18 protein-coding genes are annotated in these 21,035 nt (G+C 71.3%); 11 read left to right on the top strand and 7 right to left on the bottom strand.

From position 1 onward, the window contains the following. Positions 1–13: 13 nt before the first annotated feature. From V7004_RS05035 to V7004_RS05005, 7 genes are all read left to right on the top strand, one after another. Positions 14–1,288: an NfeD family protein gene (locus tag V7004_RS05035; protein ID WP_334142551.1), complete on the top strand. Its 1,275-nt coding sequence runs from the start codon at positions 14–16 to the stop codon at positions 1,286–1,288. A 249-nt stretch (positions 1,289–1,537) separates the two neighbouring features. Continuing rightward, positions 1,538–1,801, top strand: a complete 264-nt coding sequence (locus V7004_RS05030) for a WhiB family transcriptional regulator (RefSeq protein ID WP_334142550.1) — start codon at positions 1,538–1,540, stop codon at positions 1,799–1,801. A gap of 150 nt (positions 1,802–1,951) precedes the next feature. After that, positions 1,952–2,458, top strand: a complete 507-nt coding sequence (locus V7004_RS05025; protein ID WP_334142549.1) for an FxsA family protein — start codon at positions 1,952–1,954, stop codon at positions 2,456–2,458. After that, positions 2,458–3,342, top strand: a complete 885-nt coding sequence (locus tag V7004_RS05020; protein WP_334142548.1) for an NUDIX hydrolase — start codon at positions 2,458–2,460, stop codon at positions 3,340–3,342. The genes V7004_RS05025 and V7004_RS05020 overlap by 1 nt, the downstream gene beginning before the upstream one ends. Continuing rightward, positions 3,339–4,190: an MBL fold metallo-hydrolase gene (locus V7004_RS05015; RefSeq protein ID WP_334142547.1), complete on the top strand. Its 852-nt coding sequence runs from the start codon at positions 3,339–3,341 to the stop codon at positions 4,188–4,190. The genes V7004_RS05020 and V7004_RS05015 overlap by 4 nt, the downstream gene beginning before the upstream one ends. 12 nt (positions 4,191–4,202) lie before the next feature. Then, on the top strand, positions 4,203–4,721 hold the full coding sequence (locus V7004_RS05010; RefSeq protein ID WP_334142546.1) for a flavin reductase family protein: 519 nt from the start codon (positions 4,203–4,205) through the stop codon (positions 4,719–4,721). Positions 4,722–4,859: 138 nt separating this feature from the next. Next, on the top strand, positions 4,860–6,368 hold the full coding sequence (locus V7004_RS05005; RefSeq protein WP_334142545.1) for an aldehyde dehydrogenase family protein: 1,509 nt from the start codon (positions 4,860–4,862) through the stop codon (positions 6,366–6,368). Between the two features lie 79 nt (positions 6,369–6,447). Here V7004_RS05005 and V7004_RS05000 read toward each other — a convergent pair whose 3' ends face one another. After that, a complete protein-coding gene (locus V7004_RS05000) occupies positions 6,448–7,524 on the bottom strand; it encodes an MBL fold metallo-hydrolase (RefSeq protein ID WP_334142544.1) in 1,077 nt (358 codons plus the stop codon). Then, positions 7,521–8,123, bottom strand: a complete 603-nt coding sequence (gene orn, locus V7004_RS04995) for an oligoribonuclease (RefSeq protein WP_442968011.1) — start codon at positions 8,121–8,123, stop codon at positions 7,521–7,523. The genes V7004_RS05000 and orn overlap by 4 nt, the downstream gene beginning before the upstream one ends. A 50-nt stretch (positions 8,124–8,173) precedes the next feature. Here orn and V7004_RS04990 point away from each other — a divergent pair, with 50 nt between their 5' ends. From V7004_RS04990 to V7004_RS04975, 4 genes are all read left to right on the top strand, one after another. Beyond that, positions 8,174–8,818: a pentapeptide repeat-containing protein gene (locus V7004_RS04990; protein ID WP_334142542.1), complete on the top strand. Its 645-nt coding sequence runs from the start codon at positions 8,174–8,176 to the stop codon at positions 8,816–8,818. A gap of 155 nt (positions 8,819–8,973) precedes the next feature. Next, positions 8,974–12,186, top strand: a complete 3,213-nt coding sequence (locus V7004_RS04985; protein ID WP_334142541.1) for a carboxypeptidase regulatory-like domain-containing protein — start codon at positions 8,974–8,976, stop codon at positions 12,184–12,186. 66 nt (positions 12,187–12,252) lie between these two features. Then, positions 12,253–13,704 carry an O-antigen polymerase gene (locus V7004_RS04980; RefSeq protein ID WP_334142540.1) on the top strand — a complete coding sequence of 484 codons (1,452 nt, stop codon included), beginning with the start codon at positions 12,253–12,255 and terminating at the stop codon, positions 13,702–13,704. Next, complete coding sequence (locus V7004_RS04975; RefSeq protein ID WP_334142539.1) at positions 13,701–14,942, top strand: glycosyltransferase family 4 protein; 1,242 nt, start codon at positions 13,701–13,703, stop codon at positions 14,940–14,942. Before V7004_RS04980 ends, V7004_RS04975 begins: the two co-directional genes overlap by 4 nt. Here the strand turns inward: V7004_RS04975 and V7004_RS04970 are convergent. From V7004_RS04970 to V7004_RS04950, 5 genes are all read right to left on the bottom strand, one after another. Then, entirely contained in the window at positions 14,932–16,137 is a 1,206-nt protein-coding gene (locus tag V7004_RS04970) for a glycosyltransferase family 4 protein (RefSeq protein ID WP_334142538.1), read from the bottom strand. The two genes, V7004_RS04975 and V7004_RS04970, sit on opposite strands and share 11 nt — an antisense overlap. Further along, positions 16,134–18,209 (bottom strand): heparinase II/III domain-containing protein, encoded by a 2,076-nt coding sequence (locus V7004_RS04965; RefSeq protein ID WP_334142537.1) that lies wholly within the window; start codon positions 18,207–18,209, stop codon positions 16,134–16,136. The genes V7004_RS04970 and V7004_RS04965 overlap by 4 nt, the downstream gene beginning before the upstream one ends. Next, positions 18,206–19,060 (bottom strand): sulfotransferase, encoded by an 855-nt coding sequence (locus V7004_RS04960; RefSeq protein ID WP_334142536.1) that lies wholly within the window; start codon positions 19,058–19,060, stop codon positions 18,206–18,208. The genes V7004_RS04965 and V7004_RS04960 overlap by 4 nt, the downstream gene beginning before the upstream one ends. Positions 19,061–19,116: 56 nt before the next feature. Further along, positions 19,117–20,514, bottom strand: coding sequence for a lipopolysaccharide biosynthesis protein (locus V7004_RS04955; protein ID WP_334142535.1), 1,398 nt, complete (start codon positions 20,512–20,514; stop codon positions 19,117–19,119). Further along, positions 20,511–21,035: glycosyltransferase (locus tag V7004_RS04950; protein WP_334142534.1), on the bottom strand; the 525-nt coding region annotated here is incomplete at its 5' end. The genes V7004_RS04950 and V7004_RS04955, both read right to left, overlap by 4 nt.

The following is a 21,035-nucleotide window of genomic DNA, read 5'->3' as shown; positions in this document are numbered from 1 at the left end:
CCGGATGCACCTGGTGCGCAGACTATCCACGCTCGGGGCGACCCTCGTCGCCCTCGGTGTCGCGCTGCTCGGGGTGTCGCCCGCTCACGCCCAGTCGGATGCGGCGTCCACGGTGGTCGACGTCGTCAAGGTGGACGGCTTGTTCGATCCGGTGCTGACCGACTTCGTGCAGCGTTCGGTCATCGAGGCGAACCAGGCGGGGTCGACGGCGCTGGTCCTGCAGGTCGACACCAACGGCGCGGTGGTGAGCGAGGAGCGCTTCCAGGAGCTGGTCGACGTCATCGCCGGTTCGCAGGTGCCCGTCGACGTGTGGATCGGGCCGAGCGGATCGCAGATGACCGGGCGGCCCGCGCAGCTCCTCGGGGTGGCGAGCGAGATCGCCATGGCACCGGGCACCCGGGTGGGGGATGCGGGCACGCTCGACAACCCGAACCTCGACCAGCGCCGGCTCGACCTGATCCGTGACCGCACCCTGAACGACGCCGAGGCCGCCCAGTTCGGCCTCACCACCCAGGACGGGCCGACCATCGGGGACTTCATCGTGAACCTGCCGGGGGTCGAGACCCGGGAGGTGACGGCCGAGGACGGCCAGGTGCGCCGGGAGCCGGTCACCCAGGTGCGCTTCGGGCAGCTCTCGCTCATCGACCAGCTCATGCACACGGTGGCCAGCCCGGCAGTGGCTTACCTGCTCTTCGCCGCCGGGCTGGCCCTGATGATCTTCGAGCTGTTCACCGCCGGGGTGGGCGTGGCGGGCGTGGTCGGGGCCGGCTCGTTCGTGCTCGCGTGCTACGGGCTCGCCGTGTTGCCTTCCACCTGGTACGGCATCGCGCTGCTGTGCCTCTCGATGGTCGCCTTCGCGGTCGACGTGCAGACCGGGGTCCCGCGTTTTTGGACCGGGGTGGGGATGGTCACCTTCGTGGCCGGTTCGCTGGTCCTCTACGACGGGGTGTCGCTGTCGTGGGTCACCCTCGTGGTGGCGGTCGTCGGGGTCGCGCTGGCCTTCCTGGCGGGCATGCCGTCGATGGTGCGCACCCGGTTCTCCACCCCGACCATCGGGCGGGAGTGGATGATCGGGGAGATGGGCCGGGCCGTCACCGCCATCGCCCCCGACGGCGTGGTGCAGATCCGCGACGCGCTGTGGCGGGCCTACACGAACCGGGCCACGCCGATCGAGGAGCTCGACCGGGTGCGGGTGGTCGGCATCGAGGGGCTGGTGCTCGAGGTGGAGCCCGAAGAGGGCGGGGCCCGGGACTACCGGGACCGGGGTCGCCGAGCGGGCGGGAGCTGAGCCGGAAGAACGGTCTGGTTCCCGGCCCCGTGCTCGTGGTCGCCATGGGCGGGAATCACGCCGATGTCATTTGTCTTCCGGTGGGCGTCTGGGAGACCGGCGATATGCGCCGGACTGCTCCGCGCGGTCTCTCGAACAGGCCGCTGACCAGCACTTCGAGAGCGATCATCCTTGTAAACACGAACTGAACTTCACCCTTGTTTCGGGCAAATGGGAGGTTTAGGGTCCCCGGAGAAAGGGGGAACGAGGTTGATCGCTCAGCGTGCAGAAGACTCCTGGCAGGTGAAGGCGGCGTGCAGGGGACCGCAAGCAGCCGTGTTCTTCCCGCCTGCGCAGTTCGAGCGCAAGGAGGACAAGCTCCTGCGCGAAGCGCGGGCGAAGGAGATCTGCCTGACCTGCGGGGTCAAGAAGGAGTGCCTCGAGTACGCGCTCAGCATCCGGGAGCCACACGGCATCTGGGGAGGGCTCAACGAGGCGGAGCGCAGCCGGCTGCTCGCCGAGCGAGCAGGCTGAGCGCGCCGGTGCCGCGTCCTCGGGGGCTCGTTCGGGGGGACGAGCACCCGAGGATGCGCCCGTAGCCACCCGAGCGGCGCGGCATGCCGGGGCGGAGCCCGGTTCGTCCGCCCAGGGCATCGCCGGGGCCCGCCGGTAGGATGGTCGTCCATGATCGGCGTGCTGTTCCTGCTCTTCTTGATCGTGCCGATCATCGAGCTGTGGGTCATCCTGCAGGTGGGGCAGGCCCTGGGGGTGCTCCCGACCCTCGCGCTCCTGATCGCCGTGAGCGTCGCCGGTGCCTGGCTGGTGAAGCGCGAAGGCCTCGGCGTGTGGCGCCGGGCCCGCCGGCAGATCGAGCGGGGCGAGGTGCCGGCGAACGAGCTCGTCGACGGGCTGCTCGTGCTCCTCGCCGGGGCCCTCATGCTCACCCCCGGCTTCGTCACCGACGCGGCGGGCGTCCTGCTGCTGCTGCCGCCGAGCCGCGCCGCTCTGCGCACCCTCCTCGTGCGGCGGTACCGCGATCGGCTGCGCGTGACCTCCCGGTTCTCGGGGTTCCCCGGCTCGGGAGGAGCCTTCGTCGCCACCGCCGTGTACGACGTGGAGCACGTCCGCGACGCCACGCCGCCCGGCTGGCGGTCGCCGTCGCCCGGACCGTCGCGGGAGCTGGATGCCTGATGGGCCCCGTCGAGCTGCGTCCCGCGGCGACGATCATGCTGGTGCGCGACGGCTCGGAAGGCCTCGAGGTCTTCATGCTGCGACGCAACCTCCGCTCGGACTTCGTCGGTGGGGCGTACGTGTTCCCCGGGGGCGCGGTCGACGACCACGATCGCCACGAGAACCTGGAAGCGGTCTGCGCGGGCCGCAGCGATGCCGAGGCGTCCGCGCAGCTCGGCGTGGAACGCGGTGGCCTCGCCTTCTGGGTGGCCGCCATCCGCGAGTCGTTCGAGGAAGCAGGGGTGCTGCTGGCGTACGGGCCGGACGGTGCGGTCGTGCGGCTCGACGATCCCGGCGCCGGGTCCAGGTTCGCCTCCCACCGCCGCGACGTGGACCGGGGCGCTCGCCGGTTGGTCGACATCTGTGCGGAGGAGGGCCTGCGCCTGGCGGTCGACGGCATCTTCTACTTCAGCCACTGGATCACGCCTGAAGGGGCACCCCGCCGGTACGACACCCGGTTCTTCGTCGCCCGGGCCCCCGAAGGCCAGGTCCCCCTCCACGACGACCACGAGGTCATCGCCAGCCTCTGGGTCCGCCCGTCGGAGGCGCTGGCGCGGCATCGAGCCGGTGAGTTCGAGCTCATCTACCCGACCATGCGCAGCCTGGCGACCCTCGAACGGTTCGCGAGCGCGGACGAGCTGCTGGCTGCCGCGGCCGCCATCGAGGAGGTCCCCACCATCGAACCCCGCATCGTCGAGGACGAAGGCGGTGGTGGGTACCGCATCCTGTTGCCGGGCGACCCCGGCTACGACGACGTCGTGCCCGCCGTCCTGCAGGAGGGCGTGCCGATGAACAAGCTGCTCGTGCGGCGCGAGCACGTGCCGGTGACGGAGGGCGGGCGGTGAGCGCCGGCGTGGTGCCCGAGATCCCCGAGCCGCCCCCGCTCGTGCCGGGCGTGGCCCGAGCGCTCAGTCCCCTGGTCCGCCGGATCATCGCCCCCAACGCCGGCCTGATGACCGGAGCGGGCACCAACACCTATCTCGTCGGCATCGACGAGATCGCGGTGATCGACCCCGGTCCCGACGACGAGGGTCATCTCGACGCGATCGCCGGCTGCGGCGGCGACCGGATCCGGTGGATCCTGTGCACCCACACCCATCCCGATCACGCCCCGGGCGCGGCCGGTCTGAAGGAGCGCACCGGCGCCGAGGTACTGGCGTTCAAGTCGAAGGACGGGCTCAAGGTCGACCGCCGGATCGGCGACGGGTTCCGCATCAGCGCCACCGAGTTCCGCCTGACCGCCCATCACACGCCCGGGCACGCGTCCAACCACCTGTGCTTCCTGCTCGAAGAGGAGCGCATGCTCTTCTCGGGCGACCACATCATGCAGGGCTCCACCGTCGTGATCCGCCCACCGGACGGCGACATGGCCGCGTACCTGGAGTCGCTGGCTCGCATCCGCCAGCTCCGCCTGCGCTCCATCGCTCCCGGGCACGGGCACCTGATCGAGAACCCGAACGAGGTGATCGACTACTACCTCGCGCACCGCTCGGAACGTGAGCGCCAGATCTACGACGCGCTTGCCGCCGTCGGGACCGCGAAGATCGACGCGCTGGTGAAGCAGATCTACACCGACGTGCCGGAAGAGCTGCACCCGGTGGCGCGCCACTCGGTGCACGCCCATCTCCTCAAGCTCGCCGCGGAGGGCAAGGTGAGGGGCAAGACCCTCACGGGCCCGTGGTCGGTGGTCTGAGCCGAGCCGCCGGTGCTGCACGAAGGGCCAGCAGCGCAGCGGGCCTTCCCGTCCTTCACGGCTCGACTCGACCAGACGGTGTTCATCGTCACCACCGTGGGCGATCGAGGCGAGCGGGCCGGGTGTCTGGTCGGATTCGCCGCGCAGTGCAGCATCCGTCCCCCACGTTTCCTCGCGCTGCTGTCGGTGTTGAATCGCACCCACCAGGTCGCGGAGTCCGCGGACCTGCTGGCGGTGCACACCGTTGCCCGCGGCGCGCGGCCGCTGGCCGCACTGTTCGCCGGTGAGACCGGGGACGAGATCGACAAGTTCGCCCGCTGCGCGTGGACGCCGGGTCCCGGCGGGGTGCCGATCCTCGACGAGTGCCCCAACTGGTTCGCCGGGCGGGTCCTGTCGAGGGTCCGAGGCCTCGGCGACCACACCGGCTACCTCCTGGAACCGGTGGCGGTGGAGCTCGGCGACCCGGGGGAAGCCCTGCTCGGGATCCACGACGTGGCGGGCATCGAGGCTGGTCATCCCGAGAGCAGCTGAGCGGTTCCGCGCACACCTCTGACGGCCCGTCAGGCCTGTGCGATGCGCCGATCCCGCGAGTACCGTCCAGCGAGCCAGCGAGTGACGGGCGAGGGTCGAGACGGTCGACCTGCCTGCGAGACACAAGGGGGATCGGCGATGGCCGACTACCAGCTCTTCATCGACGGAGCGTTCACCGACGCCGCGTCGGGTGAGACGTTCGCCACCTACAACCCGGGCACCGGCCAGAAGCTCGCCGACCTCCCGAAGGCCGGGCGCGACGATGCGATCCGGGCCATCGAGGCAGCCCGCAAGGCGTTCGACGAGGGGCCGTGGCCGAAGATGTCAGGGGCCGAGCGGGCGGCCAAGCTCCGCCGCATCGTCGAGCTCATCAACCAGCACTCGGCCGAGCTGGCCGAGCTCGAAGCCCTCGACAGCGGCGGCACCATCCTCAAGGCCCAGATGGCCGACGTGCCCGGCGCGGTCTCGGCCTTCGAGTGGTTCGCACGCATGGCCGAGGAGCGCCCGGACCGGGTCGACCTCGAGGGCTCCCCGTTCCCCGTGTCGCAGAACTACATCCGCTACGAGCCGATCGGGGTGTGCACCGGCATCATCCCCTGGAACTTCCCGCTCATCATGGCCGCCTGGAAGATCGCCCCGGCGCTCGCCGCGGGGAACACCTCGGTGCTCAAGCCCGCGTCGCTCACGTCGCTCTCCGCGCTGAAGCTGGCCCAGATCATCGCCGAGGCCGACCTGCCGCCAGGCGTGGTGAACATCCTCGCCGGTCCCGGTGGCACGGTGGGCGAGGAGCTGGCCTCGAACCCGCTGGTCGACAAGACCGCGTTCACCGGCTCCACCGAGGTCGGCCGCCGGATCATGCAGCTGGCGTCGGGCACCGTGAAGGCGGTCACCCTCGAGCTCGGCGGCAAGTCGGCCAACATCGTGCTTGACGACGCCGATCTCGACCTGGCGGCTGCCGGCGTGCTGTGGGGCACCTTCTTCCACGGCGGTCAGGTCTGCGAGTCCGGTACCCGGGCGCTCGTCCAGCGGGGCATCTACGACGAGTTCGTCAGCCTCCTGGTGGAGAAGGCCAACAACATCGTGGTCGGTGACCAGATGGAGATGACCACCAACATCGGCCCGCTGGTGTCACGGGGCCAGGTGGAGACCGTGGAGCGCTACGTGAAGCTCGGGCGCGACGAGGTGGGCGAGCCGCTGTGCGGCGGCAGCGCCCCCGAGGACCTGCCCGACCACCTCGACAAGGGGGCGTTCTACCGCCCGACGATCTTCGCCGATGTCGACAACAAGGCGAAGATCGCCCAGGAGGAGATCTTCGGCCCGGTGCTCTGCGTGATCCCCTTCGACACCGACGACGAGGCGGTGGCCATCGCCAACGATTCGATCTACGGGCTCGCCGGTGGGGTGCAGAGCGGCAACATCGAGCGGGCGGAGGCGGTCGCGGCCCGGATGCGCACCGGCACGGTGTGGATCAACGACTACCACCTGATCTCCCCCGAGCGGCCCTTCGGCGGGTACAAGCAGTCCGGCATCGGTCGCGAGCTGGGCACCCAGGGCTACGACATCTACCGCCAGGTGAAGCACGTCCACATCAACCCGGAGACCTCCGGGCGCGACAACCACTTCCACTACGGCGTCCTCGGCGTCTGATCCTGCCCACAGGGCGATCGTGTGGTGGTCGAGCGCCTCGTCCTCGAGCGGGGTACTCGATCACCACGCGGTCGTCGGGTCAGCCGGTGACCAGGTAGTGGAGCAGGCCAGCTTCCTCACGCACCAGCGCCCCGCCCCGGGCCCGCAGGTGCTCGAGGTGCGCGTAGGTCTCGCTCTCGGCCATCGAGCCCCAGTTCCGGGGGGCGAACAGCTCGTGTGACAGCGCCTCGACCGTCGCCCAACCGAGTCCCGCGCTGATCGCCCGGAGCCGGTCGAGCCGCTCGTCATGGTGGCGCTTGATCTCCGCCACCCGCCGCGGCAGGTCGCGGAAGGGGTGGCCGTGCGCGGGCAGCACCGTGGTCACCCCGGCCAGCTGGGCCACCCGGTCCAGCGAGTCGACGTAGCGGGCCAGCGAGTCGCCCTCCACCAGGCCCGAGATGTGCGGGGTGATGGTGGGCAGCACGTGGTCGCCCGCGAGGATCACCCCTCCATCGGGGTCGAACAGGCACAGGTGGTCGTCGGTGTGCCCCGGCGTGTACAGCGCCACCCACTCCCGCCGAGCGAGGGTGATCGTGTCGGCGTCGTCGAGGCGGTGGGTGGGCTCGGGGACCCGGAAGAACGGCAACCCGTTCGCCAACCGCTGCCGGAACAGCGCGACCTTGTCGGGTGGGGGCCCTTCGATGGTGCCGCCCCAGGGAGCGGGGCGGCGGAAGTCGAGCTCCCCGTCTTGCCCTTCCGGCTGGTCTGCTCCGTCGCCGTCGGGCCGGCGCTCCTCGAGCTCGGCATCGCCGTCGAGCCGCCCGTCGAAGATGGTGCGGAACCGCGAGGAGGTCACGACCCGGGCGCCGGTCTCGGCCGCCAGCAACCCGGCACCCCCGAAGTGATCGGGATGGGAGTGGGTGACGATCACCGTGTGCACCCGGGCCAGGGGGATGCCGGCCGCGTCGAGCCGGGTGAGCAGCGCCCGCCACGACGCCTCACCGGGCAGACCGGGGTCGACCAGGGCGAAGCCGTCGCCGTCCTCGAGGGCGTAGGTGTTGACATGGCCCAGGCCCGGCAGGTCAATGGGGAGCTGGAGCCGCAGGACCCCGGGAGCGACCTCGGCGATCTCCTCGGACGCGGGGAGCTGCTCCTGCTTGGTGGATCGGCTGGTCACGGCGCTCCCGCCGGATCGGGGGTGTCGGCCGCACCAGCGGTCGCCTCCGGGTGGCTCGCCACCCGGAAGAACGTGTCGCGGTAGTAGCGCAGCTCCTCGATGCTCTCACGGATGTCGTCGAGAGCCCGGTGGCTCTCGGCTTTCCTCGGCGCTCCTGCCAGCAACGCGGGGTTCCACCGCTTGATGAGCTCCTTCACGGTCGACACGTCGACGGAGCGGTAGTGCAGGAACTCCTCGATCTCGGGGAGGTACCGAGCCAGGAAGCGGCGATCGGTGCCGATCGAGTTGCCGCACAGTGGGACCGTACGCGGCTCGGCGATGTGCTCGCGCAGGAAGGCGAGGGTCTGGGCGCCGGCCTCTGCGAGGGAGACCGACGAGGCCCGGATGCTGTCGAGCAGGCCGCTGCGGGTGTGCATCTCGATCACCACCTCGCCCATCTGGGCCAGCGCCGCTTCCGGCTGGTGGATCACCAGGTCCGGCCCCTCGGCCACGATGTTCAGGTCATCGTCGGTGATCAGGGTGGCGATCTCGACGATCACGTGGCGGTCCGGTTCCAGGCCCGTCATCTCCAGGTCCATCCAGGCGAGCACGCCGGGCAGCGTACCGGGGTGCCTGGCACCGGCCGGCTCGACCGGTGAGACTCTGCCCGATGCGACGGTTGGTCCCGGTGCTCGTGATGGCGGTCCTGCTCGCCGCCGGTTGCTCGTCAGGTGGCGGGGGCCAGGACGGCGACGCCGCCGCCGGCTCGGGGGATGACTCGGCTGTGGCCACGACATTGCCCGGGGTCACCGGCACCGTGCCGGCCGAGGACCTCCCCCTCACCTCGGTGACCACGGTCGAGGCCGAGCTCCCCCCGATCGAGCCGCTGGCGAAGCCCACCGGGGTCGGGGAGGACGGCGAGCTGGCGGCCGCCCGGCTCGAGGGTTGCGTGACCGGCGGTTCTTGCCGGGAGATCGAAGCCCCCCTGGCGATCTGGCCCGGGGCGCAGCTGGCGGGGCTCGACCTGTCTTTCGCCGTGCTCACCGGCGTCGACCTGCGGGGCGCGGACCTCTCTGGCGCCAACCTCACCTCGGCGAACCTCTCCGGCGCGAGCCTGGCCGGGGCGAAACTCGACGGGGCCACCCTGGCGGACGTGAACCTGACCGGGGCGAGCCTCACGCTGGCGAGCGTCCGGGGCGCGGATCTGCGGGGCGCCGACCTGCGGGACGCGATCATCGACGGGGCCAGCTTCCAGGCGTCGATCTTCTGCCAGACGATCTGGGTCGACGGGACCAGGCTGAACGACCTGTGCTAGCACCATCAGTGCCCGACGTGCTGTGGGCTGTATGGATCGCGGTCACGAGCGGTGGTAGACATGAGGTCGGCGGTCTGCTTTCTGGCACCGCCCATGAGCTGTTGGGGGTTCGGGCGCGCTCGGGCCCGGGGACACGCGATCGAAGGGGGACACCGATGGGTGCCAGGACTCGGGCCGCAACCGTCGGACGGGTGGTGACGGCCTTCGCCGTGGTGGCGAGCCTGTTCGGGCTGTCCGTGGCGAGCGCGCCGCAGGCGTCGGCCGCGGGCACGTGGCAGAACCCGGGGAACTGGACGCTGTACACGCAGACGGGCGAGCTGGCGCTCGCAGGTCGGGGTGGGCCGCTCCAACCGCCGACTCGGCCGTACGAATGCAACAACGGCACGAACGACGACCAGTCCCTCACCGACCCGAACCTGCCCCCGGTGTTCCAGGACACCATGCCCGACTTCAACGCCACCGCGAGCGAGTCCGGCACGGCAACCGGCGGCACGGCGAGCACCCTCGTCCACAGCGGCAAGACGTGGGCCACCAACCAGTGGGCGGGCTACACCGTGGTGATCACCGGTGGGACGGGCTCGGGACAGTTCCGCAAGGTGGTGAGCAACACCAACAACACCCTCACCGTCTCCCCGAACTGGACCACGACCCCGAACAACACCAGCCAGTACCAGATCCGGGCCTCGGACCCCGAGTGCGAGTCGGCCACCGACGACAGCGAGATCATGCCGGGAATCCAGCCTCGGGTCATCACCAACCTGGCGGCGAACATCGCCGCCGACGGCACGCTCTCGTCCGCCACGTTCACGCTGGCGCCCATCTACGTCTACATCAACCAGCCGCTGGCGGGGACGGTCGCGATCAGCACCACCGCCACCTCGGTGTCGGGCTGGATCGATCCAGCGACGGGAGCGGCGCAGTTCGATGTCACCATGGACGCAACGGTGGTCGGCCCATTCGGCACCTGCCCCATCAGCGGGATCAACGTGTCGGCTCGGACCTCGAACCCGGGTGGTGTGCCCTACAACTCGAGCACGGGCTTCCTCACCGTGGTCGACAACACCTTCGTCGTCCCCGCCACCACCGGAGGCGGGCTCTGTGGCTCGGTCAACAGCTCGTTCGGGCTGCCCTCGGCGCCCGGGCAGAGCAAGTTGCTGCTCACCGCCAGGGTCACGCCCACCAGCGGCAACCAGCAGCCGACGGCCTACGCACCGCTGGCTCCGGTCGGGGTCACGGAGGGTCAGGTCGTGACCTTGATGCCGTCGGCCACCGACCCTGATCTGGTGCTCTGCCCCTCACCCGGGCCGTGCTTCTCGGCTCCCCCGAAGTACAACTGGCGCTGGACGCAGACATCGGGCCCGACCATTTCCCAGATCTCGGTGAACCCCGAGACCGGCGCCGCGACCTTCATCCCACCGGATGGCGGCAGCTACAGCTTCCTCATTGAGGTGGGTGACGGGGCTGGGCCCACCATGAGCCCGAACACCGCCACCGTGAGCTTCAGCGTCTCCAACGTCCCGCCGACGGTCAACGCTGGTCCGGATCTCACGGTCTCGGCCGGCTTGTCGGCCTCGGCCAACCCCTACAAGCTCGTCGGGCAGTTCACCAGCCCGGCGCCATCGGACGCGACCGGTCGCACGTATCTGTGGCAGAAGATCAGTGGAGGTACCTGTGGCGCTTCGGTGGTCACCATCACCAACCCCACCGCGCTGACCACGACCTTCTCCACGGCGGCATCAGGATCGGACTGCACGCAGTTCGTGCGGTTCACCGGCACGGACTCGGATGGTCAGTCGTCCTCGAGCGACATGATGATCACGGTGAAGGGCACGACGGCCGGCACGATCTCGGGTCGGGTGACCGGCTGCACGCCCGCCTGCTCCGTTCTCAGCGGCGCCACCGTGAACCTGTACCAGGCGTCGGGCATGAGCCTGACGCTGTGGGGGTTCACCACCACCGACGCCAACGGCGACTACTCGTTCAACGCGGTGCCCCCCGGAAACTACAAGGTCTTCTTCTCCAAGGCCGGCTACACCAGCCGCTGGCTGGGTAACGGGCTGATCTCGGCCGCCAACTCCCCGGTCATCCCGGCGCCGTACGCCGGCGCCGACCAGACCTTGTGGGGTGGCACCGGCCGGGGCACGCTCCAGGGCACCGTGAACAAGCTCCCGAGCGGCAACGTGGGCTCGGGCGTCGAGGTTCGCCTGTACGACGCCGCAACCGGTTGGTTCAGCCGGAAGACCACCACCGACGCCTCGGGCTTCTATCAGTTCGCCAACATCAACCCCGGGAACTACAAGCTGAACTTCGCCAAGGGCTCGAGCACCTATGCGGAGATCTGGAGCGGCAAGGCATTGAATGTCAGCACGGCCAGGTTGGAGACCGTGGTCAGTGGATCGACGACCGTCTCCGACATCACCGTGAACAACAACCTCGTGCCGCTCAAGAGCACCGGTACCGCGACGGGTGGTTCGACCACCACGGTGGTGGACACGGGCAAGGGCTGGTCGTCAGGCCAGTGGAACGGCTACCGGGTGCGGATGATCACCGGGGCGGCCGCCGGCCAGTCTCGGGTCGTCAACGCGACGACAGCGACGACCCTCACCGTCTCGACGGCCTTCGGTGCGGCGGTGGCGGCTGGTGACCAGTACGTCATCGAGGCTGCCGCCACCAACGCGGCGCCGGGTACCGGTCAAGCCACCGGCGGTGGCAACACCGGGCTTCTCGGGACGCCACCGAAGGCCTACCTGGATGACGCGACGAAGAGTTGGACCACCAACATGTGGGCGGGCTACCGGCTGCGCATCATCGCCGGGCGAGGTGTCGGACAGGTGAAGGAGATCGTCGCCAACACCGCCACCCGCCTCGAGGTCAAGGATGATTGGGCCACGGCCAGCATCCCCAACGCCAGCACCGTCTACGCCATCGAACCGGTGAGCAATGCCAGCCCCGGCTACCTGCAGGGCGGCGTCGGGGCGGCCAGAACGGGTGCGAGTGTCCCGGCCGGACAGACGGAGGTCCGGGTGTACGACCACGCATCCGGGACCTTCCGAGGCAAGGTGCTCGTCGGGCAGGGCCTCGCCGGCGACAACCCGGCGGTCAACTACAGCTTCTTCCGCTGGACGGCCGATCCGGCGTTCCCGAACGTCCAGCAGGGTCTGCCGCCGGGCGTCTACAGGGTCCTCTTCCGGGTGATCGGCACCGGCGGTGGGAGTCCCGCCTTCTGCTCCACCTGGAACGCGAACATTCGCGGTGGCCCCAACACGGGTAGTTCTCTCTATGCAAATCCCGTGATGATCACCGCTGGTCAGGTCACGATCGTAAATGCGTACCTTGCACAGTCGGCGGGATGTACGGCGAGCAACTGAACCACCCATTCTTCACGTGATGCTGGACGGTCCCCCGGCGATCAGCCGGGGGACCGTCGCGTCCTGATGACCCTCGCCGCGACTGACGCCGACCGACCGATTCGGTGGGTGCCGGCAGCCGGGATCATCCTGGCGGGCACCCTCGGCGCGCTCACCAGCTTGGGGGGCGCAGCCCCCGCCACCTGGTGGCTGGTGTGCCTGTGGATGGTATGGGGCATCGCCACCGTGTTCGCCCTGGGCTCGCGTTGGCCATCGCTGGCGTTGGCCGGGTTGCAGGTGTTCTTCCTCCTGGAGGTGCTCGCACCGGCGACCATCGCCGTCAGCGAAGGGCGGACGATGATCGCCGTCTACGACGTCACCGCGGGCACCGTCGGGGCGCTGCGGCTCTCGGTGCTCGCGCAGGTGGCCGTGCTCGCCGGGGTCCTCCTCGCCCGGGCATGGCGGGGTGGGGGTCCTCCGGTGCGGATGGACCTGTCGCTGCCCGCCCGGCTGCTCGACCGGTGGGCGATCGCCCTGCTCCTCGGAGCGATGGCAGGGATGGCGCTCTACGTGCTGACCGCGGGAGGCGATCCTCGGGCGCTCGTCGTGCTGGTCGGTGAGGCGAAGTACGGCCAGTTCGCCAAGACCGCGCCAGGGCCGGTGGTGAAGTACTTCAGCGTCCTGCTCAGCCTCGCCGGCGCGGCGATCGTGGTGGCGACGCTCCGGCTGACCTCGTCGGCGGCCCGGTCACGGTGGTTGCCCTGGTGCGTGATGGTGATCTCGGCGGTGATGCTCATCAGCGGCGGGGGCCGCTGGTGGCTCGGGATCCCGGCGGTGACCGCGGCGCTGGTCTGGTGGCGGACGACCCGAGGGGCGTGGGCCCGTCACCCCCGGCTCATCGTGGTGCTCGGCGCGATGGGACTCTTCGTGGTCGCGGTGCTGGTGGGCGGTCTGCGCGAGCAGGCCGGCTCGAAGTCCATCGACACCGACGCGTTCCTGGCCAAACAGCTCCGTGGAGGGGTCTTCGCCACCACCGCGGTGCTGGTCGACACCGTGCCCGCCACCCATCCCTACCTGGGCGGGTCCAGCTACGCGGAGCTGGTGACGATGCCGGTGCCGCGAGCGCTGTGGCCGGACAAGCCCGAAGGTGAGGTGAAGGATCTGCAGCGGGCCTTCTTCCGCCAGGAGCTGGGTGCGTCGTTCGCCTACTACGGGGAGGCCTACGCGAACTTCGGTTGGGCTGGCGCAGCCATCCTGTGCGTGCTGTTCGGGTTCGTGCTCGAGCGTTGCTGGCTGGGCCTCGTGAGCGCCTCGACACCGGCGAGGCTCGTGGGATTCGCCGCGGCGGTACCGGTGCTGCTCCAGCTCTTCTCGCGGGGCTATCTCGCCGGGCTGGTGGCCGGCGTCTCCGGCTACGCGGTGGGTATCGCCCTCGTCGCTCGCGGGCTGCAGCGATGGCAGGGCCGTGGTGGCCTGGACCATCGACCGATCGGGGGGACCGCCGCGCCGGTCGCGCCGGGCCTCTCCACCGGACGATGATCCCCGACCAGGGCGCCGAGCGGCCGGTCGATGTCGTGGCCCATCTTCCCTACTACGTACACACCGCGGTGGCCTTGCACCGCGCCGGCCTGCTGCACCGATTCGTGTCGGCACCCATGTCGCCCCACCCGTCCCCGTTGGCCCGGGTGCCGGGGCTCGGTGGGCTGGGCGGCTACTACAACCGGACCCGCGTCGACCCCCGCCTCGCAGGGGTGCCGATGCGCCGCATGTGGGCCGCGCAGACCGTCGCCCTCACCGCGCAGCGGCTGGCGATGCGCACCGGGCGAGGGACCGCGCTGGCGTTGCGGTCCGCGCTGTGGGACCGTGCCGGGCGGCTCCACCTCCGAGGCCCGAGCCGACCGGAGTCGTGGATCGTCCACGGTCTGAGCGGCATCATGGCCGGCACCGCGGCCTGGGCCCGCCGGCGAGGCGCCCTCGTGGTGTGCGACGTGCGCGCCGCGCACCCCCGCGCCATGCACCGCCACGTCACCGAGGTCCTGAGGCGTCGCGGCGTGCGCTACGAACCACCGGATGCGGGGATCGTCGGGCGCATGGAGCGCGAGTTCGGGCTGAGCGACGTGCTGGTGTGCAACTCCGAGTACACCCGCCGCAGCTTCCTCGCCGAGGGCTTCGATCCGGCCCGGGTGGTCGCGGTTCCGCTCGGTTGCGATGTGGAGCGGTTCCGCCCTGCGGACCGCCGACCGGAGCAGTTCACCGTGCTGTTCGTGGGGCGGGACTCGTACCGCAAGGGCCTGCTCGACCTGCTGGAGGCCGCCCGGGCCCTCCCCCGAGGGACCCGCCTGCTGGTGGCCGGTGAGATCGACTCGACCTCACGAGGGGTGCTCGTCGGGCTGGGTATCGAGGTCGAAGTGCTCGGTGGGGTGGGAGCAGACGAGATGGCGGTCCTCTACCACCGGGCGTCGGTGCTCGCGCTGCCGTCCCTGTCGGAGGCCTTCGGGATGGTGGTCCTCGAAGCCATGGCGAGCGGCGTGCCGGTGGTCATCAGTGACCAGGTGGGCGCGGGAGACGTGGTCACCGACGGCGTCGACGGCTTCGTCGTGCCGGTGGGTGACACCGAAGCCCTCGCCGAGCGGCTCCTCGCCCTCAGCCGGGATCGTGTGCTCGTGGAGGCGATGTCCCGCCACGCCCGGCGCGCCGCCGAAGGCAACACCTGGGACCACTACGGCGAACGGCTGGTGCAGGCCTACCGAGAGGTGGTGCTACCGCTCACCCGGTGAGCTGGTCGAGCAGCTCACCCAGCCGGGCGGCCATGAGCGAGCGGTTCCGCTCCTGGGCCGTGTAGCGCATCCCGTTGCGACCCCACCGGCGGCGGCGCTCGGGGCCGGCGGCCACGAGCTGGCGCACGCCGGAGGCGAGCTGCGCGGGCTCGACCACGATGCCGGCGTCGTTGCCCTTGACGATCTCGCCGACCTCACCCGCGGTGTTCGTCAGCACGGGCAGGCCCGCGGCCATGTAGTCGAACAACTTGTTGGGACTGACCCCGTAGAGGAACAGCGGCAGGTCCGCGAGCACGTGCAGCCCGGCATCGGTCGCGGCCAACAGATCGGGCACCTCGTTCTTGGGCACCGCTTCCAGGAACACGACGTTCGTGAGGCGCCGGCGGGCCGCGCGGGCCATCAGCGCCGGCTTGGCCAGGCCGTCACCCACGAGCACGAATCGCACCTGAGGCAGGTCCCGGGCCACCTCCGCGGCGGCATCGAGGACGAAATCGAGGCCGTTCGCGGGACCGTGAGCCCCCGCATAGAGAATGGTCACCCCGTCGAATCCGTAGCGGCGCCTGAGCTCCTCGCGCGGCGCGGTGGGTTCGAAGTCGGCGGGGTCGGCGGCGTTCGGGATGAACCAGATCCTCCCCGGCGGCACGCCGTCCTCGGCGATCGCCTGCGCCGCGCCCTGGGCGAGCACCACGATCGCGTCCGCCCGCCGGTAGAGGAACTGCTCCAGGCCCCGCACCAGGCGGTGGGTCAGGGAGCCGGCCCGGATCCGGCCCATGTCCACCAGGATCTGGGGCCACAGGTCGCGGATCTCCAGTACGAAGCGGGCCCGGCGGATGCGGGCGATCGCCCACCCGGCGAGTCCGGTCAGCAGGTGCGGCGAGGAGGCGTACACCACGTCGGGTCGCGGGAGTCGCAGACCGGTGACCAGCGCCCCGATGGCGAAGACGGCCCAGTTGAGGACCCTGGTGGCGTCGTTCCCCCCGTACGGCGGCGTCCAGACGGTGCGGAAGGCGTCGGTCGCCGGGGGCTGGCGACCCTGGGTGAACAGGTTGCGGTTCGCGGCCACGATGGTGGTGTCCCAGCCGTCGAGGCGCTCGGTGAGCTCGAGCAGGCGAGTGCCGCCCGGCGCGTCGTAGGGGTTGGCGAAGTGGTTGAGCGCCAGTAGTCGGCGGGTGGGGCGCGCCGGCTGGCTCGTCACCCTCCCCCCAGCACCACGGCGCTCGTCCACTCGCTCTCCCCTCGACCGACCTGCAGCCTGATCTCCCTCCCAGTCTGCTCCACCCAGACCAGGTAGCGGCTCATCGGCTCGGCACGCGCGCACCGGCGCACCAGGCGGCCGTCGTCGGCGTGCCAGAGATCAGGAGCGGGACCGGCTCCGGGGACGGCCTGCCACAACACCGGACCCGCCGATCGACCTCGTACGGCGAGCCACGTGGCCGGCTCGAGCTCGCCGTAGGTCCGGCTCCACCAACCCATCCACGGTTCGCGGCGGCCCCGGACCGCCTCCGCCGGGGCGGGCAGGTGCAGGGACCACTGGTCCTCGTCGCCGGGCCGGCAACGCACCAGGCAGCCGTCGATCTCGGTGGCCACCTCCGGCCCCAGCGGGAGGTCGAGCTGCCAGCACGCCGGTCCACCGCCGAGGACCCAGTCCGCGACCGCGATGCACGGTGGATCGGTGTCGACCAGGACGGCTCGCACGACGACGACCGGCGGATCGACCCGTGCGTAGGCGTCGTGGACACCCCACAGAACGGTCAACCCGTCGAGGGTGGCGGGTTCGCCGAGCACCCCGGTGGCGTGGTGCCGCCACCGGAACACCCGATGAGGCTCCAGCTGGTCCAAGCCACGGACTCGCAGCACGGCGTGCGCGGCGGAGCAGCGCAGCCCGTCTCGCAACCCGGGGTCGGCGTTGTACGCACCCGTGCCGGGGTCGCCCACCAGCCAGCGATCACCCACCGCGATCTCGGTGCTGCAGAGGTCCGCGTGGCCGTGCCAGCGGCGCTCGCCGGTGCGCAGCCACACCCGCACCGGACCGGTGGTGGCCCGAGCGATGCCGCCCCCTACCACGCCCCCTGTCACCGCGGGTTCGGGTGCGATCGGTTCGCCCTCCCGGATGTACCAGGCCAGCTCGTCGTAGCGTTCTCGCTGATCGGGCGGGGCTCCACCACCGGCGAGGGCCAGCGCAGCGAGCGCGGTACCCGACAGGTCGGTCGTGGCGTCCGGAGCGGATGAGACCAGCAACCGGCCCTCGTCCCAGTCCCCGTACTGGGGCACCGGCCCGTCGAGCACACCCAGGCGGGCCAGGTACCGGGCCGCCCGCGCGGCCCGTTCGAGCGCCGCCAGATCCCGATCCAGCATCGCCCGCACCAGGAGCATCTCCAGGACGAAGCGGTGGTAGGAGAGCGCCTCGTCGATCGTCGAGCCGTCGGCGCGGACCTCACGCCCGGCCTGCCGGTCGAACAGGCGGGCGCCTGCCGCGGCCCACCGGGCCGCGGTCGGGTGATCGAAGGAACGACCGATCACGAGCAACCCGAGGGCGTCGCCGAGCAGGTGGTTGTTCGCCATGGTGCTCAACGTGTACGGCAGCTCGAAGACCAGGTGTTTGCCGGCGTGCCAGAGCACCCGTCCCATCGCGTCACGTAGCGGGCGGGCCAGCCGCTCACCCGTGAGCGACAGCACCTGCGCCCACGCCACGGCCCGCAGCGCGATCTCCAGGTTGGAGGCCCACTGGACGCCGACCTCGAGAGGATTGTCGACGACCCACGACCCCAGGTGGCGTTCGAGCACGGCCAGCCACCGGGGCTCGTGGGGTTCGAGGTACGCAGCCCGGGCCAGCACCACCAGGTGGCGGTGCCGGTTCAGCTCCCAGGTCCACTTGACGTCGCCCCGCCGGGCCGGGGAGCGGATGTCGATCGTCCACCAGTGCGATCGGGGCCACGAGCCGGGTCCGTCGAGGACCGCGTGCCAATCGGGCGGGTCGCCGAGATCGAGCTGGCGTCCGAAGAGGGTGAGGCGGCCCGCGGCGATGTCGGCCGCCTCGACCAGGGTGCGCTCACGGGCTGCGCCAGGCACCTCCGCGGGCGGGGGGAAACAGGCTCGCAGCGGGGGAACCGGGCGCAACGTGTCCGTGGCGGCCATCCGCCCGAGCAGTGCCCGGTGAGCTCCAGCCCGCTTGCTCAGCTCGTAGACCGCCCGGATCGGTGCTCCCCAGCCGAGCGAGCGCAGGTCGGCGGCGAGGCGGGCCGGCCTCACCGCGGCCGGGGTCGTCATCCGCGCCCCCGATAGCCGTAGCGACGGGCTATCGGGGCGCAGATCCACCAGACCAGTGTGGCGTGCCGCCGGTCCAGCTCGGAACGCCAGCGCTCGTCGAGCACGATGGGGTCCGAGCGGTGGCGCATCGGGTTGCCACCGAGGGCATGGCCGGGGGTGGTGCGGAATGCCGGCGGGTCGAACCCGGCCGGGTCGATCCCGGTGAGGCGAGCGAGCCGCTCGAGCTGGCCTTCCGGGTCCGAGGCGAGGTCCTCATAGCGAACCAGCAGCGGCGGCTCCTCGCGAGCGGAGACGCGCTCGAAGAGCAACTGCTGTACCGACCATCGGGCCGCGACCCGGGCGACTCGCCAGGCGCGGGGCCGGCTTCCCGCCCGCTCTCGGCTGGTCGCCGATCCGCCGACCGTCGAGGCGACGAAACCCCGGGGGTCCCGCACCAGATGCACGACCAGGACCTCCACACCCCCCGCACGCAGGAGGTGCAGCCGGTAGGGGTCTTTCGAGGCGTCCACCACGACGCTCGCGCCACACCGCGTCGCAGCCTGCTGAGCGGCCTTGAGCGTGATCACTCGATACGAGCGGGCCCGGGCGCGGGTGCGCCTCGTTGCCCGACCGGTGATCAGGCCGGGAAGCCAACGCCCGCGCACGACCCGGCCCGCGTCCTTCGATTCCCGGAACCAGCTGAGCGTGTCGATCGGCGCGCGGTCGGGGTGACCAGCCACGATCGGCCCCCACAAGGGGCAGGTACGGAGAGCTGCGCCGCACTGGCAGCGGGCATCGGGATCGTCCAGGAGGTGCGGCAGGAGGTGCAGCTCGCCCAGGCTCGCCACCTCGGGATGGGTGGCGAGGAGCATCTCGAGCAGCGTCGAGCCACTCCGGCCGGTGGAGAGCACGTAGAGGAGCCGCGCGGTCAGGGCAGCGGTCCTCTGACGGGCCGGCGCCGGATCGATGCAGGCAACGCGGCGCGAACGGCGTGGAGATCCTCAGGTCGAGGAAGGACGAACGCGCCGGCCGGGAGCCCCGTCGCTCGGACCAGGTTGGCCAGCAGCGCCAGCGCAGCGCTCCCGTACCCGGCGACGCTGGCCATCGCGATCCACGCCAGGCCACCCGTCGGCATCGTCACCGCGAGGCCGGCGACGGTGACCGCCAGTCCGGCGAGTTGGGACCACAGGACGGCGCCGGGCCGGCCGAGGCCCCGGAGCACCTCCTGCTGGACGCTGGTGACCCCGAATGCCGCGCCGGCGACGGTCAGCACCAGCGCGGTCGGGACCGCCACGTCGAATCGATGCCCGAACAGCAGTGGCAGCCCGATCGGGGTGAGCAGGAGGGCCACGGTGGTCAGCACCACGGACAGCATGATCGCGGTGCGCACCCCGCGGGCCGCGAGTGCAGCCCGGGCCTCGTCGTCGTCGTGCTCGGCCACCCGGGGGAACAACACGTTGCCGAACGCGGCCATCACCGGTGAGGACAACGTGCTCCACGACACCGCCACCGCGTACAGCCCCAGGTCCCCTGGCGGGAGGAAGGCGGCGATCAGGAGCTGGTCCAGCCGCACGTTCAACGTCGTGGGGAGGGCGGCCAGCGCGCTCGGGAGGCCGAAGCGCAGCAGCGAGGGGGCGAGCGACCGATCGGGTCGGAGGGGCTGGCGGAGTCGGCGCCGGACGAACAGCACCGCGACCGGGGCCAGCACGGCTCGGGCGGCGACGAAGCTGATGGCCACCGTCGCGGGTTCGGGGCGACCCCCACCGCGTGCGGCGAACACCACCAGCGTGCCCAGCCAGATCAGGGTGGGCATCGAACGGAGCACGTTCCACGCCCGCACGTCACCGATGCCCCGGAGAGGCCCGATCACCAGCCCGATCACCGCCGCAACGGGGACCTGCAGCAGGTACCAGCGCGCCCCCGCCACGACGGAGGCGTCCTGCGCGGCCAGCAGCACCGGCATCAGCACCCAGCCCATCGCGACGAATCCGGCACTCGCCGACAGCGACACCACCAGGCCGGTGCCGAGGTAGCGGCCGGCGCGGGTGCGCTGGCGAGCGGGATAGAAGACGAGCGCCTCGGTCATCCCGAGGGTGGTGAGCATGCCGAGGAACGTGGGCCAGTTGAGGATCGCCGCCAGCTCGCCCCGCCCGGCCGGGTTGAGCAGGCGTGCCACCAGGACCCCGGTCACGACGTTGACGATGCTGATGAACAGGTTCGTCGCCGTGGTGGACGCGAAGTCGTGCCGGAACGAGGGGCGGGGGGCCGGCGACGTCGTGGCCGCCGCGCCGGCGCGCCGTTCGGGACGCACGCCGGCGCCGGTCATGTGCCCGCCCGGTGTCGGGGGCGGTCCGCCAGGCGCAGCAGGACCTCATGGAGCGCGCGGGCGTGGTCGTCCCAGGACACGGGCCAGCGCCAGGGCCGGCGGGTGCCGGGCGCGGGCAGGGCCGCCAGCGCGTCCCGCAGGGCAGCCCGGTCGCCGGCGGGCACGTAGGTCGCGTGCTCGCCGGCGACCTCGCGATGTGCGGGGATGTCGGAGAGGATCACCGGGCACCCGGCTTCCCCCGCCTCGGCCGGGGTGAAGCCGAAGGTCTCGAGGATCGAGGCCGACACCAGGGCCCGCGCCCGGCCGAGCAGCCACGCCACTTCCTCCCGCCGCACCACCGGCCCGAGGTGGTGCAGGGAGGAGCGGGACCGGGGTGGGACGAGCGAGCGTTGGTGTTGCTGGCGCGCCACCGGGATGGCCCCGGCGAGCACGAGCGGCGGGACGTCGGCTGCGGTGGCGGCCGCTTCACCCCAGGCCTGGCACAGCAGGTAGCCGAGCAGGGCATTGCCGATGATCCGCCG

The organism is Rhabdothermincola sp., from assembly GCF_036846205.1.
Taxonomy (GTDB): domain Bacteria; phylum Actinomycetota; class Acidimicrobiia; order Acidimicrobiales; family Acidimicrobilacustridaceae; genus Rhabdothermincola.
This window is presented reverse-complemented; position numbering and strand designations above follow the sequence as displayed.